General features: G+C 68.9%; 18 protein-coding genes. 13 read left to right on the top strand and 5 right to left on the bottom strand.

The features are described 5' to 3' along the window. Positions 1-207 precede the first annotated feature (207 nt). Positions 208-1,518, bottom strand: coding sequence for a nicotinate phosphoribosyltransferase (locus K8O92_02380; GenBank protein ID UAK32888.1), 1,311 nt, complete (start codon positions 1,516-1,518; stop codon positions 208-210). A gap of 122 nt (positions 1,519-1,640) precedes the next feature. Here K8O92_02380 and clpS point away from each other — a divergent pair, with 122 nt between their 5' ends. The 10 genes from clpS (at position 1,641) to rdgB (ending at position 8,751) form a co-directional block, all read left to right on the top strand. After that, positions 1,641-1,991, top strand: coding sequence for an ATP-dependent Clp protease adapter ClpS (gene clpS / locus K8O92_02375; GenBank protein UAK32887.1), 351 nt, complete (start codon positions 1,641-1,643; stop codon positions 1,989-1,991). A gap of 22 nt (positions 1,992-2,013) precedes the next feature. Continuing rightward, positions 2,014-2,583 (top strand): DUF2017 domain-containing protein, encoded by a 570-nt coding sequence (locus K8O92_02370; protein ID UAK32886.1) that lies wholly within the window; start codon positions 2,014-2,016, stop codon positions 2,581-2,583. Between the two features lie 61 nt (positions 2,584-2,644). Beyond that, a complete protein-coding gene (locus tag K8O92_02365) occupies positions 2,645-3,709 on the top strand; it encodes a P1 family peptidase (GenBank protein ID UAK32885.1) in 1,065 nt (354 codons plus the stop codon). Positions 3,710-3,861: 152 nt separating this feature from the next. Then, positions 3,862-4,281, top strand: coding sequence for a M67 family metallopeptidase (locus K8O92_02360; GenBank protein UAK32884.1), 420 nt, complete (start codon positions 3,862-3,864; stop codon positions 4,279-4,281). A 33-nt stretch (positions 4,282-4,314) separates the two neighbouring features. After that, entirely contained in the window at positions 4,315-4,587 is a 273-nt protein-coding gene (locus tag K8O92_02355) for a MoaD/ThiS family protein (protein UAK32883.1), read from the top strand. Between the two features lie 8 nt (positions 4,588-4,595). Continuing rightward, positions 4,596-5,558 carry a cysteine synthase gene (locus K8O92_02350; protein ID UAK32882.1) on the top strand — a complete coding sequence of 321 codons (963 nt, stop codon included), beginning with the start codon at positions 4,596-4,598 and terminating at the stop codon, positions 5,556-5,558. A gap of 65 nt (positions 5,559-5,623) precedes the next feature. Then, positions 5,624-6,349, top strand: coding sequence for a rhomboid family intramembrane serine protease (locus K8O92_02345; GenBank protein UAK32881.1), 726 nt, complete (start codon positions 5,624-5,626; stop codon positions 6,347-6,349). A gap of 68 nt (positions 6,350-6,417) precedes the next feature. After that, the gene (locus K8O92_02340) at positions 6,418-7,182 is read left to right on the top strand and encodes an MBL fold metallo-hydrolase (protein UAK32880.1); all 765 of its coding nucleotides are present in this window, start codon (positions 6,418-6,420) and stop codon (positions 7,180-7,182) included. A gap of 187 nt (positions 7,183-7,369) precedes the next feature. Further along, positions 7,370-8,140: a ribonuclease PH gene (gene rph / locus K8O92_02335; protein UAK32879.1), complete on the top strand. Its 771-nt coding sequence runs from the start codon at positions 7,370-7,372 to the stop codon at positions 8,138-8,140. Further along, complete coding sequence (gene rdgB / locus K8O92_02330; GenBank protein ID UAK32878.1) at positions 8,140-8,751, top strand: RdgB/HAM1 family non-canonical purine NTP pyrophosphatase; 612 nt, start codon at positions 8,140-8,142, stop codon at positions 8,749-8,751. Before rph ends, rdgB begins: the two co-directional genes overlap by 1 nt. Before the next feature lie 14 nt (positions 8,752-8,765). Here rdgB and K8O92_02325 read toward each other — a convergent pair whose 3' ends face one another. The 3 genes from K8O92_02325 to K8O92_02315 form a co-directional block, all read right to left on the bottom strand. Continuing rightward, a complete protein-coding gene (locus tag K8O92_02325; GenBank protein UAK32877.1) occupies positions 8,766-9,140 on the bottom strand; it encodes a DUF3817 domain-containing protein in 375 nt (124 codons plus the stop codon). Beyond that, entirely contained in the window at positions 9,137-9,595 is a 459-nt protein-coding gene (locus K8O92_02320) for a transcriptional regulator (protein UAK32876.1), read from the bottom strand. The genes K8O92_02325 and K8O92_02320 overlap by 4 nt, the downstream gene beginning before the upstream one ends. A gap of 289 nt (positions 9,596-9,884) precedes the next feature. Further along, entirely contained in the window at positions 9,885-10,760 is an 876-nt protein-coding gene (locus K8O92_02315) for an SDR family NAD(P)-dependent oxidoreductase (GenBank protein UAK32875.1), read from the bottom strand. 219 nt (positions 10,761-10,979) lie between these two features. On the opposite strand from K8O92_02315, the gene K8O92_02310 reads away from it, so the two are divergent. After that, positions 10,980-11,666, top strand: a complete 687-nt coding sequence (locus K8O92_02310) for a TetR/AcrR family transcriptional regulator (GenBank protein UAK32874.1) — start codon at positions 10,980-10,982, stop codon at positions 11,664-11,666. On the opposite strand, the gene K8O92_02305 is transcribed toward K8O92_02310, so the two are convergent. Next, positions 11,663-12,301: a TetR/AcrR family transcriptional regulator gene (locus tag K8O92_02305; GenBank protein ID UAK32873.1), complete on the bottom strand. Its 639-nt coding sequence runs from the start codon at positions 12,299-12,301 to the stop codon at positions 11,663-11,665. The two genes, K8O92_02310 and K8O92_02305, sit on opposite strands and share 4 nt — an antisense overlap. Positions 12,302-12,401: 100 nt before the next feature. Between K8O92_02305 and K8O92_02300 the strand changes: the two genes are divergently transcribed. Both K8O92_02300 and K8O92_02295 read left to right on the top strand, forming a co-directional pair. Continuing rightward, complete coding sequence (locus tag K8O92_02300; GenBank protein ID UAK32872.1) at positions 12,402-12,710, top strand: hypothetical protein; 309 nt, start codon at positions 12,402-12,404, stop codon at positions 12,708-12,710. A gap of 73 nt (positions 12,711-12,783) precedes the next feature. Continuing rightward, on the top strand, positions 12,784-13,731 hold the full coding sequence (locus tag K8O92_02295; protein UAK32871.1) for a sigma-70 family RNA polymerase sigma factor: 948 nt from the start codon (positions 12,784-12,786) through the stop codon (positions 13,729-13,731). Positions 13,732-13,756: the final 25 nt, after the last annotated feature.

Genomic DNA, 13,756 nt, shown 5'->3' with positions numbered 1-13,756 from the left:
ATGACTGCCCCAGATTCTGCCGCCCGGTCGGACACTCGGTTCACCGACTCGCGGGAAATCAGTCGCCCGCGATGTAAACGCGGACACCGCCCACGGTGATTACCGAGTGCCCCCTTCGCTTCCCGGCCGAGTTCGCCGCCTTCTCGCGCTGCTTTTCGCCGCCGGACTGCTGCTGGTCTGCCGGGTCGATGAGCGTAGGCCCCACCCTCAGACGAACGTGGTCACCACGGCCGGCTCACCTGCCGACAGCTTGAGACCCTCCCAAGGCAGGCTGATCAGTCCGCGCGCGACCAGGTCGCGGCTCTCGGCGAGGGTCGGCAAGTCCTCGACCTGCTCACCGCGGCGCAGCAGCGGGACCAGCGGCTCACGGGCTTGGAAACCGTTGGCGGGCGGCACCGGCCCGGCCGCCGGATAGACGATCTCCTCGACGATGGTGCCGGTCTCCCGGGCCAAGCGGATCACCTTCTTGGTGCCGCCGCGGGACTGCTTGTGGCTGCTGCGTTTGGCGACCGGCACCCCGTCGACCTCGACCAGCTTGTAGACCATGCCCGCCGTGGGCGCCCCCGAGCCGGTGACCAGTGCGGTGCCGACGCCGTAGACGTCGACCGGCTCGGCGCGCAATGCGGCGATGGCGTACTCGTCGAGATCGCCGGAGACCACGATGCGGGTCTTGATGGCGCCGAGCGCGTCGAGCTGGTCGCGCACCTGCCTGGCCAGGACGCCGAGATCACCGGAGTCGATCCGCACCCCGCCCAGCTCGGTGCCCGCCACCTCGATGGCGGTCGCGACGCCCGCGGCGATGTCGAAGGTGTCCACCAGCAGTGTTGTCCCGACCCCGAGCGTCTGCACCTGGCTGCGGAACGCTTCGGCTTCGTGCGCACCGTCGGGGCCGCTGTGCAGCAGGACGAACGCGTGTGCGCTGGTACCCGCGCCCGGGATCCCGTAGCGGCGCACCGCCTCCAGATTCGAGGTGGCGTCGAAACCGGCCAGATACGCGGCGCGGGCGCAGTCGGGGGCGGCCAGCTCGTGGGTGCGCCGGGAACCCATCTCGATCATCCGCCGCCCACTCGCGGCGCTGACCATGCGTGCGGCGGCGGCCGCGATCGCGCTGTCGTGGTTGAGGATCGACAGGATCAGCGTCTCCAGGACGACGCATTCGGCGAAGCTGCCCCGCACCGAGAGGATGGGGGAGCCGGGAAAGTACAGCTCGCCTTCGGCGTAGCCGTCGATATCGCCGGTGAATCGGTAGTCGCGCAGCCAATCGAGCGTGCGCCGATCCGAGAACGAGGCGGCCACGGCGAGTTCCGCCTCGCCGAACCGGAACTGCCGCAGCGCGTCGAGCAGCCTTCCGGTACCCCCCACGACACCGTAACGACGACCATTTGGCAAACGTCTAGCAAACACCTCGAACGTGCATTGCCGATGCGCCGAACCGTCGGCCAGCGCCGCGGCGAGCATGGTCAGTTCGTACTGGTCGGTCAGCAGCGCCGTGCTGGAGACGCCGTCACGCAGGTTCACGCAGTCACTGTAGACAGGACGGCTCGTCCACGGCGGCCGGCATCGGTCCGGTGAACCGGGGAATCGCGAATCGGGGCTGCGTGGGTGTTGTTTATCGGGAGTCGAGTCGTACCCTTGACCCTATGGCCTTGTGCAACATCGTCCGGGGTGACGTCGTTATGGACGCCGCGAACGCGACATTGTCGGCGGCACAGGCGACACCCGAAGCGGTCGAATACACCGAGATCCTGGAGGCGGAGGACCGCCCTTGGGTGACCGTGGTCTGGGACGATCCGGTCAACCTCATGCACTACGTCACCTACATCTTCCAGAAGCTGTTCGGCTACAGCAAAGCGAAGGCGACCGAACTGATGCTGAAGGTCCACAACGAAGGCAAGGCGGTGGTGTCGTCCGGTTCCCGGGACAAGATGGAACACGATGTCCAACGGCTGCATGCCGCTGGCCTGTGGGCCACCATGCAGCGGGACGACTGACCAGGACGACTACCCTGACGCCGTGCGCAAGTGGAGCAGGAAGAACTCGCTGAGCGGTCTCAAACTGCGATCCGAAATGGACGCACGTGAGGCCGATGTGCTTCGGTCGCTGGTGGGCGCGGTTTCCGGGCTGCTCACCGAGCGCGCCGAGTCCGCACCCGACGACGACTTGGCCGCCCTCACCGGCTTGCGATCCGGCAACACCGTGCCCCCGGACGACCCGAGGCTGCGCAGACTCCTTCCGGACTTCCACCGCAGCGAGCCCGGCTCGCCGGATGCCGAGCGCGCCGACCTCAACAGCGCGCTGCGCGGCCTGCACGAGCCCGACATCATCGACGCCAAGCTGGCGGCGGGTTCGGTCGTGCTGGACACCGTGCCGAGCGCGGGCGGCAAGATCGTCCTCACGCCCGAGCAGGCCGACGCGTGGCTGACCGCGCTCACCGACGTGCGGCTGGCGCTGGGCACGGTGCTCGACATCGACGCCGACACGCCCGACCAGCTCGCCCCCGACGACCCGCGCGCACCGCACCTGGACGTGTACCACTGGCTGACCTGGATGCAGGACTCACTGCTGCAGGCGCTGGCTCCCTGACCGGCCGCGATGCGAAGATCGGCGCGAGCCGACCCGCGGTTCCGCGTCGTGAGGAGTAGAGATGGCGAATGCCACCCCGGGGCAAGGTAATTCACTCACCGACGTGCCCGGAGTGCTGGTCGGTCATCACCACGTCCTCGACCCGGGTGCCACACTCGGCTCCGGGGCGGCGACGGGATGCACGGTCGTGCGCGTGCCGGGCGGTGCGGTGGCGGCCGTCGACGTGCGCGGCGGCGGACCGGGTACCCGCGAGACCGACCTGCTCGATCCGGCGAACACCGTCCGCCAGATCGACGCGATCCTGCTCACCGGCGGCAGCGCTTTCGGTCTCGCCGCGGCCGACGGCGTGATGCGCTGGCTGGAGGAGAACGGCGCGGGCATCGTCATGGACCCGGCCGACGCGACCCGGGTGGTGCCCATCGTCCCCGGCGCGGTGATCTTCGATCTGCCCGTCGGCGCGTGGGACATCCGTCCCACCGCCGAGTTCGGCTATCGAGCGGCGGAGGCGGCGGGCGTCGACTTCGCCCGCGGTTCGGTGGGCGCGGGCGTCGGCGCACGCGCCGGATCGATCAAAGGCGGGGTGGGCACCGCGAGCATCGTGCTCGGCGAAGGCGCCGCCGCGGGAATCACCGTCGCCGCCCTGATCGTGGCGAATCCCGTCGGCTCGGTGTTCGATCCGCGCACCGGCTTGCCGTGGGGGTGCGGCACCGACGGACCCGAATTCTTCGGTCTACGGCCGCCGACCGAAGCGCAGTTGGCGGCGGCGAACGAGCTGCCGGTGAAAGGCACCGTGCTCAACACCACGATCGGCGTCGTGGCCACCGACGCCCCGCTCGATCCGACGGGATGCCGGCGGGTCGCGGCCACCGCGCACGACGGCTTGGCCCGTGCGATCCGCCCCGCGCACTCGCCGCTGGACGGGGACACGCTCTTCGCGCTCGCCACCGGGACGGCGGAGGAGGGCGCGGACCTGCCGCTGCCGCCCGCTTTCCCCGCCGATCTGCTCGTCTTGGACGCGATCTGCACGGCCGCCGCCGTCTGCGTCGAGCGCGCCATCGTCGATGCGATCCGCTCGGCGCGCGCGGTAGCGGGCATCCCGGCCTATCACGACCTCTTCGGTGTTTGACTTCCGGCCCTGCTGTGCCTCGTGTGCGAGTCGCCGCCACTCGATCTCCGGGCCGGCTCCGGGGGACCGGGCGGTGTCGTCGTGGGAATAGCCGAATATTCTGGCTCGTTGTCGACTGCGATGGGTCGGCGTTGTGGAAAGGTGTGCGACTCGTGCTGGTGATCAGGGCCGACCTCGTGAAGGCGATGGTGGCGCACGCGCGCGCCGATCACCCGGATGAGGCCTGCGGTGTCATCGCGGGGCCGGAGGGCTCGGATCGTCCGGAGCGCTTCATCGCCATGGTCAACGCCGAACGTTCGCCCACTTTCTACCGCTTCGACTCGGGTGAGCAGTTGAAGGTGTGGCGTGAAATGGACGATGCCGACGAGACGCCGGTGGTGATCTACCACTCGCACACCGCCACCGAGGCCTATCCGAGCCGGACCGACGTGTCCTACGCCTCCGAGCCGTTCGCGCACTACGTGCTGATCTCCACCCGGGATCCGGAGCAGCACGAACTGCGCAGCTACCGGATCGTCGACGGCGAGGTCACCGAAGAGCCGGTGCGGATCGTCGACGCCTACGAGAACTAGACCGATGCCTGTTCGCGAAACCGAGGAGTACCCATGCCGGTAACCGTGTCCATCCCGACCATCATGCGCGGCCTCACCGGAGGTGAGAAGCGTGTGCAGGCCGAGGGCGCCACGCTGTCGGCGCTGATCGATGATCTGGAAGCCAACCACCCCGGGCTCGCCGAGCGCCTGCTGAAGGACGGCAAGCTGAACCGTTACGTCAACATCTACGTCGACGACGAGGACGTGCGTTTCGCTGGCGGGCTCGAGGCCGAGGTGCCGCAGGACGCCAGCGTCACGATCCTGCCCGCCGTGGCCGGAGGCTGACCCGTCCCGTGGCGCGTTACGAATCGCTGATCGCGACCCTCGGCAACACCCCGCTGGTCGGTCTGCGCACCTTGTCGCCCCAGTGGGACGGTGACAGTCACGTGCGGCTGTGGGCCAAGCTGGAGGATCGCAACCCGACCGGCTCGATCAAGGATCGGCCCGCCCTGCGGATGATCGAACAGGCCGAGGCCGACGGGTTGCTGCGACCCGGCTGCACCATCCTGGAGCCGACCAGCGGGAACACCGGCATTTCGCTGGCCATGGCCGCGAAGCTGAAGGGGTACCAGCTGATCTGCGTGATGCCGGAGAACACCTCGGTGGAGCGTCGGCAGCTGCTCACCATGTTCGGGGCGCGGATCATCGATTCGCCCGCGGCGGGCGGCTCCAATCAGGCCGTCGCGCTGGCCAAGCAGATCGCGGCGCAGAACCCGGACTGGGTGATGCTCTACCAGTACGGCAATCCGGCGAACGCGGCGGCGCACTACGAGACGACCGGTCCGGAGATCCTGGCCGACCTGCCCGAGATCACGCATTTCGTCGCGGGCCTCGGCACCACGGGCACGCTGATGGGTACGGGCCGTTTCCTGCGCGAGAAGGTGCCCGGCATCGAGATCGTCGCCGCCGAGCCGCGCTACGGCGAACTGGTCTACGGCCTGCGCAACATCGATGAGGGATTCATCCCCGAGTTGTACGACGAGAGCGTGCTGACCACCCGTTTCTCGGTGGGTCCGTACGACGCGGTGAAACGCACCCGCGAACTGGTGCTCGAAGAAGGCATCTTCGCCGGGATCTCCACCGGAGCCATCCTGCACGCCGCGCTCGGCGTCGCCCGTAAGGCGGTGAAGGCGGGCACCCGCGCCGACATCGCGTTCGTGGTCGCCGACGGCGGATGGAAGTACCTGTCCACCGGGGCCTACGACGGCACCCTCGAAGAGGCGGAAGAGCGGCTCGACGGCCAGCTCTGGGCCTGATTCCCGGCCGCGCCGGTACCCTCGATGAGGCGGGGCCACGCCCCCGCAACGGCGAGGAGGTGGCCATGACCGGCGCGGGAACCGGGTCGTCGTTCGACCCTGATCGGATCGCTGCGATCCGTGCGCGCCTGGGCAAGCCCGTCAGCGCGCCGGGGCCGTCCACGCCGCCCAACACCGCGGGTTTCGCCGCGGTCAAACAGTTCTGGCTGCGCGCGGGGATGCTGATCGCCTGCTTCGTCGCGGCGCTCTACGGGCTCGAAGGGGTCGACTCCGTGGTCGGCGGACGGCTCGACTACGCAGGCATCGAGCCGCGCCGCGCCGACGGCCTGTCCGGCATCCTGTTCGCGCCGTTGCTGCACGGCGGCTGGGGGCACCTGATCGGCAATACGCTTCCAGTGCTGGTGCTCGGTTTCCTCGTGCTGCTGGCGGGGATCGGCCGGGGGCTGGCCGCGACCGCGATCATCTGGCTGCTGGCCGGGCTCGGCGTCTGGCTCACCGGAGCGGCCGGCAGCGTGCATCTCGGTGCGTCCTCGCTGGTATTCGGCTGGTTGACCTTCCTGATCTCCCGTGGCTGGTTCGCCAGGAACGTGGGCCAGATCGCGCTCGGCCTCGTGGTGCTGGCCCTGTACGGATCGCTGCTGTGGGGGGTGCTGCCGGGACAGGACCGAATCTCTTGGCAGGGGCATCTATTCGGCGCGTTGAGTGGATTGCTGGCCGCCTGGGTACTCTCTGGAGATGCACGACGAAACCGCCGCGGGGACCGAGCCGGATTCGGCGCTTCGCCGCGGTGACGCGCGGCCCGCGGGAGAATGTGGGGGATCCTTTCTTGAGTGAGAATTCCGCGTGGCAGCATGGGGGAATGCGCCTTACCGTCCTCGGGTGCTCGGGCAGTGTGTCCGGCCCGGACTCTCCTGCGTCGGGTTATCTGCTGACCGGCCCGGACATGCGGCCGACGGTCATCGATTTCGGTCCGGGAGTGCTCGGCGCGTTGCAACGCCACGCCGACCCTGGTGAAGTCGACATCTTCCTGACCCATCTGCACGCGGACCACTGTCTGGACCTGCCCGGTTTGCTGGTGTGGCGTCGCTACCATCCGACTCCGCCCGAGGGCAAGGCGGTCGTGCGCGGCCCGTCGGACACGTCGTTGCGTATCGGCAACGCCTCCGCCGAGGTCGGCGGCGAATGCGACGACTGGTCCGACGTGATCGACATGCGGCCCTGGGCCGAAGGCGAGCCGATCTCGTTCGGGCCCGGGCACACGGTGACCGCACGCCGCATGTACCATCCGCCGGAGTCCTACGGGCTGCGGATCGTCACCGCCGCCGGACGCACCTTCGTCTACACCGGTGATACCGCGTTGTGCTCCCAGGTCCACGAGCTCGCGCAGGGCGCCGACGTCCTGATGGCGGAGGCGTCCTGGACGCATGACCCGGCGAACAGGCCACCGGGCATTCACCTTTCGGGTACCGAGGCAGGCCAGATCGCCGCCGAGGCGGGGGTGAAGGAACTGCTGCTCACTCACATCCCCCCGTGGACTTCCCGCGAGGACGTGATCGCCGAGGCCAAAGCCCAGTTCGCGGGTCCGGTACATGCTGTGGCCCCGGGCGAGACCTTCGATCTCTGATCGCATCCGGATCCGCCACCACCGGCGCGAACCGCCACCGCACTCGAGACTCGAGACGTCGAACCCTTGTGTGGCACCCGAGCGAAGCGAGACCGAGCATTCGCCGTTCGCGGCCCGCGAGCCACAAGGGGGGCCGCGAACACGCCGCGCGAAGGCGCGGCCGATCAGACACAGTAGGCTGTGCCCCGTGTCGAGACGAGCCGATGGCAGGGCGGACGATGAGCTCCGCGAGGTCCGGATCACCCGGGGATTCACCACGCATCCAGCCGGTTCGGTGCTGGTGGAGTTCGGTCAGACGCGGGTGATGTGCACCGCGAGCGTCACCGAGGGTGTGCCGCCGTGGCGGCGTGACTCCGGGTTGGGCTGGCTCACCGCCGAATACGCGATGTTGCCCGCCGCGACGCACACCCGCAGCGGGCGTGAATCGGTGAAGGGCAGAGTCGGCGGACGGACCCAGGAGATCAGCCGGCTGGTCGGCCGTTCGCTGCGCGCCTGCATCGACCTGGCCGCGATCGGTGAGAACACCATCGCGATCGACTGCGATGTGCTCCAAGCCGATGGTGGTACCAGGACGGCCGCCATCACCGGCGCCTACGTGGCGCTGGCGGATGCCGTGACCTATCTCGGCGCGGCAGGCGCGCTGGCCGACCCGCAGCCGATCTCGTGCGCGATCGCCGCGGTGAGTGTGGGCGTGGTCGACGGCCGGGTGCGCTTGGACCTGCCCTACGAGGAGGATTCGCGCGCCGAGGTCGACATGAACGTGGTCGCGACCGACACCGGGACATTGGTGGAGATCCAGGGCACCGGCGAGGGCGCCACCTTCCCGCGCTCCACGCTGGACAAGCTGCTCGATTCCGCGCTCGCGGGCTGTGAGCAGCTGTTCGTCGTGCAGAAAGAGGCGCTGGCGCTGCCGTATCCCGGTGTGCTTCCGGAGCCGGCCGAGGCGAAGAAGAAGTGATGACCCGCCGTCTGCTGGTGGCCAGCCGCAACGCCAAGAAATTGAAGGAGCTGCGCCGCATTCTCGATTCGGCGGGTATCACCGGTATCGAGATCGTCGGGTTGAACGACGTTCCCCCGTACGACGAAGCACCCGAAACCGGCGCGACGTTCGAGGAGAACGCGCTGGCCAAAGCGCGCGACGGCGCCGCGGCCACCGGGTTGGCCTGTGTCGCCGACGACTCCGGTCTCGAGGTGGACGCGTTGAACGGGATGCCCGGCGTGCTGTCGGCGCGCTGGTCCGGCAAGCACGGCGACGACGCGACCAACAACGCGCTGCTGCTGGCACAACTGGCCGATGTGCCGGACGAGCGCCGCGGCGGGCGGTTCGTGTCGACCTGCGCGCTGGTGGTGCCCGGCGGCGTGGAGACCGTGGTGCGCGGCGAATGGCCCGGCGTGATCGGGCGGAAGCCGGTGGGCGACGGCGGTTTCGGCTACGACCCACTGTTCGTCCCGGAGGGCGGCGATGTCACCGCGGCCCAGTTGACGCCCGCGCAGAAGGACGCGATGTCGCATCGCGGCCGGGCGCTGGCCCAGTTGACGCCCGCGCTGGCTGCGCTGGCCGACGGCTGAGCGCGGGCCTGGGGTCAGACGCCGAAGTCCTGCTTGACCTGCTTGGCGTTGACGTGCTCGACGAAGAACGACAGCAGGGGGATGGTGCCCGCGAGCAGAGTGCCGACGGTGCGCAGGACCGGCCAGCGGACCTTGACCGCGAGGTCGGCGGTGAACAGCAGGTAGACGAAATACACCCAGCCGTGCACGACGGCGATCCAGCTGGGGGTCTGCACGTCGAAGCCGTACTTGGCGATCATCTCGCCGGTGAGCAGCAGCAGCCAGAGTCCGGTGATCCAGGCCAGCGCCCGGTAGCGCAGGAGCGCCGGACCGATTTTGGCGGCGTTCCCGGCAGCGGCCGGGGTCTCGGTGGTCTGGCTGGTCTCGGTGGAATTCTCGCTGGTGGTCAACCGGCGCTCCTCTCGCGGGTGGGCAGGCCTGCCGAACGGACCTGCTCATCGATGTCGTTGGCGTGCAGTTCGGCGAGGTACCGGTTGTACTCGGCGAGCACCGGGTCCTCGTCCCGAACGGCCTTGGGGCGCTCGGGCAGCAGACCCGCGGGCAGTTCTGTGGGAGCGATCGGTTTCGCGGCGCGCCCGGCTGCGGTGGGAGTGCGCCGGGGGGTCTCGTCCTCCGTTTCGTTCGCTTCACGCTCGAGCCGGACGAACCGGAAGTAGGCGAAGACGGCGAATCCCGCGAACAGCGGCCACTGCAGCGCGTATCCGAGATTCTGGCCGGTGCCGCTGGAGGACTCGTACCGTTCCCACTGCCACCAGGCCAGCGCCAGGCAGCCCAGCGCGGCCACGATCACCAACGCGATCAGGGCCGGGCGGTTGTGTGCCGAGCGGCGGGGTGAGGCGGACACGGCTTCTACGGTACCCGTTCTACTACGCGGGCCGTAGAACCAGGTACGTCGTCTCGCGCGCGCTGTGGCCACGATCATCGCGACGCGCGAGCGGACTGCGTCGGAGCAGGTCTTCAGCCGGTGCCGTCGAGCGCGCCACGCGCGGCGCTCACGCTCAGGAGTTCGGGCGTGCACAGCGGGCCGGGCACACGGTTGACGGGCACACGGTTGACGGGCACGGCAGCCTCCGTCGGCCTGGATGCCGCGCCGGACGGGGTCGAGTCCGGACCGCGCCCGAGCGGCGTCCGGCTCAGAACGAGTAGACGACGCCGGTCTTGCGTTCGGACTCGGCCCACAGTCGCTGCCAGAGCTCCCTGTTCTGCGACAGGCGGGTGGACGGCGCGGCCTTGACCGGCCCTTGGGTTCCGAACAGCCAGGTGGGCCCCCAGTAGACCTCGGGGTCGGCATCGGGCATGGTCGCGGCGAACAGCGTCGAGTGCGCTGCCTTGGCGGGTGAGTGTCCGATCAGCCGGATGAACGGTTTGGAGATGTAGTCGAGCGGGGTCTCGGTGTGGGCGAAGAGGTCGGTGGCCGAGACGCCGGGGTGCACACCGTAGGAGCGCTTGCGCGAGCCGGATTCGGCCAGTCGGCGCTGTAGTTCCCGCGCGAACATCAGATTGCACAGCTTGGACTGGGCGTAGGCGAGATTGCGCTGGTAGCGGCGGTTCTGGTAGTCGAGGTCGTCGATCCGCAGCTTCGGGGTCTGCTTGTGCGCGATGCTGGAGAGCGTGACCACCCGATCGGTCATCCGGTCCAGCAGCAGTCCGGTGAGCGCGAAGTGTCCGAGGTGGTTGACGCCCCATTGGGTTTCGAAACCGTCCTTGGTCCGCGAGAACGGGAGGTTCATCAGGCCCGCGTTGTTGATCAGGACGTCGATCTCGTCGCTGTCGTCGGCGAACTTGCGCACCGAGGCCAGGTCGGCCAGGTCCAGTTCGGCCACCCGGACGTCGCCGTCGATGGCCCCGGCGACCTCTTTCGCCTTGACCGGGTTGCGGCAGGCCATGATCACGGTCGCGCCCTTGGACGCCAGGACTTTCGTGGCGACGGCGCCCAGGCCGCCGTTCGCGCCGGTGATGACAAAGGTGCGTCCCGTCTGATCCGGGATCTCACTTGGTTTCCACGCCATGGGCCAACCTTACTTTGGAGTAAGTTTCGGGGGAAGGTTTCGACGGCATTCGGCATCGATCGTCTCAGACGCGAGAGTTCACGCCCCGGAACGCAGCCGCGACACGAGCTTCGCATCGTGCTCTGAGCCGCATATGTGATCCCTGTCGGTCTCAGATTTGCCATAAGTATGCGGGGTCCTGGTGGAGACCGCAAGAACGAAGTCGCTCGGTCTCCGCCTATGGGAATAGTCCGTGGTCGCCGGGATTTCGCTACGGTGAGAGATGTGACGGCGACAGCGGGTAGACAGTACGGCGGGCGTGCTGTCGCGGAGCGGAAGGCCGAGCGGCGCCTGCGGTTCCTCGACGCGGCCACCCGGATCTTCGCCGAACGCGGCTACGCGAACTGCTCGCTGGCCGACGTCTGCGCGGCCGCGGGCCTGTCCAAGCGGCAGTTCTACGAGGAGTTCCAGACCAGGGAAGACGTTCTGGTCGCCGCGTACGACCGGATCCAGGACGAGGCCGCCGCCGCCGTGCTCGCCCGGATCGGTGAACTCGACCCGCGGTTCGACCTGCCCGCCGCGATGACCGCCGTGGTGACGGCCTACCTCGAATCGATCGGTTCCGATCCCTATCGCGCGAAGGTCGCCTTCATCGAAGTGGTCGGGGTGAGCGACGGGATGGAGCGCCACCGTCGCGAACGCCGCCACGGCTGGGCGTCGGTGCTGGAGTCTCATGTGGTGCCGGTCGTGGCGCCGGGCTCGAGGGTGCGCGGCGCGCCGGGGTGGGGTGCGAGCGCTTTGATCGGCGCGATCAACGGCTTGGCGCACGAGTGGGTACTCGCCGATCCGCGTCCGACGGCGGCCGAGCTCGTCGATCTGCTCGTCCCGATCGCCATGGCGTTGATCGAGCGGCCGCGGGAGAGCTAATCGCGGACGGCGTAGTCGCCGATCGCTTGCTCCAGCGTGTCGAACGCGCTGCCGATGTATTCGGTGAGGGCGGTGGCGATGCGGTCGCCGGATTCGCCGTCGAGCGTGCGGCGCAGGGTCTCATCGAACAGGACGCGATGCACGCCGCCGAGCAGCGCGGCCGCGACGCGAGGTGTGATGTCGGTGGCCGCGGCGCTCGTTTCCGCCGCGAGGGTGGTGGCCAGCGCCTGTTCACGCTCGTCGTGGAACTCGCGCAGCCGGGCCGTCAGCGCGGGGCTGTCGGTGATCATGCGGGCGAATTCGGGCCCGGAGAAGCCCACCACCGGATCTTGCCGGGCCACGGCGGCCAGGTAGTCCCGCCGTAGCGCGGCGAGCGCCGACTCGCCGGACGCGCGCTCGCGCACGACGCGGGCGAGCTGGTCGACGAACACCTCGTGCAGGTCCAGTGCGAGATCTTCCTTGCGAGGGAAGTAGTTGGTGACCGTCATCTTCGCGACCTGCGCGGCGGCGGCGACGTCGGCGATCGTCACCTTGTCGAAGCCGTGTTCCAGGAACAGCGCGGTCGCGTGATGGGAGATGTTCTCCCTGGTCTGCTGCTTTTTCTTGGCCCGGAGCCCGAGGTCGGCTGTGCTCATGTCATCACCATAGCTGAACCCGACATAAAAATGCTCTTGACATATTTTTATGCTCATTCTAAGTTTGTGTTCGTCATCGGAACGAAGGAGCGGCAGCACCATGAACCACGGACTTGTCGAAGCGACCCCGACCCGCATCAGCTCCACCCTCGACCGAAAGGGATCAGCCACCATGGCCGACAAGACCACCGCGCATTCCGTCCTCGAAACCGCGATTCGCCTGCTCCGCACCGAAGGGGACGACATGAGCGGTGCTGCCCGCGACGTGGCCGCGGCCCGCGTCACCCCGCCCGTTCGGCCCTACCCGAGCGCAGTGCGCCGAGGGCGACGGGACACCGAGCCGATTCGGTCCACCACGGGTTATCGCGCCAAGCCGCAACGCCCGCTGCGCATCCCGGGGCGCGGCTGACCTCCCCTCAACCCCGTTCGGCGGCGTGTTCGCCGCGCCGCCGAACGGTCCGCTTCACCAGGAAGGACGTTCCGTGACCGAACTGTGCACCCGCCCTACCCGCTTCCCCGGCGCCGTCAGCGCCGACCCGATCAAGGATTACCTGCGGCTCATCGGCCGCACCCCACTGCTCACCGCCGCGCAGGAGTTCGAGCTCGGCGAGCGGATCGAGGCCGGCGAGCAAGCCGCTGCGCGCTTGGCGGCCGGTACCGAGGTCGATGCGCTGGAGCGCGGCCGATTGCGTCGCCGGATCGCGGACGGCGAACGCGCCAGAGCGCACATGGTCGAGGCCAACTTGCGCTTGGTCGTCTCGATCGCCAAGCGGTATCCGACGCCCACGGGCATGTCGCTGCTGGACTTGGTGCAGGAAGGCACGCTCGGCATGATGCGCGCGGTGGAGAAGTTCGACCACCGGCGCGGGCTGAAGTTCTCCACGTACGCGACCTGGTGGATCAAGCAGTCGATCGGTCGAGCACTGGCCGATCAGAGTCGCACGATCCGGATACCGGTGCACGTCGTCGAGGTGCTCAACCGGCTGAACCGCACGCAGCGGGCGCTGGCTCAGCGGCTGGGGCGCGCGGGGACGGTCGCGGAGCTCGCCGCGGAGCTGGAACTGCCGGCGGGGAAGGTGCGCGAGCTGCTCGACCTCGCCCGCGAACCGCTGTCGCTGCACACCCCGATCGGCGACGATGCCACCGAGTTCGGTGAGCTCATCGCCGACACCGCGCCGGACCCCTCCGATTCGGTGGCCGCGTCGGCGCTGCGCGCCCAGCTCGACCGGGCGCTCGGCACGTTGACGGCACGGGAGGCCGAAGTGCTCGCGTCGCGCTACGGCCTGGCCGGCGCGGAACCGAAGACACTCGAAGAGGTCGGCAAGACCTACGGCGTGTCTCGCGAACGTGCTCGGCAAATCGAGGCCAAGGGCCTGGCGAAACTGCGGCAGCCTGCGCGGCTCGAGGCGCTGGAGGGCCTTCTCGGCTGATTCGCTGTTGTGTCGCTGGATATCC

The organism is Nocardia asteroides (assembly GCA_019930625.1).
Taxonomy (GTDB): Bacteria; Actinomycetota; Actinomycetes; order Mycobacteriales; family Mycobacteriaceae; genus Nocardia; species Nocardia sputi.
Note: the sequence above shows the minus strand (reverse complement) of the source record. Positions and strands in the feature narration are given on the sequence as shown.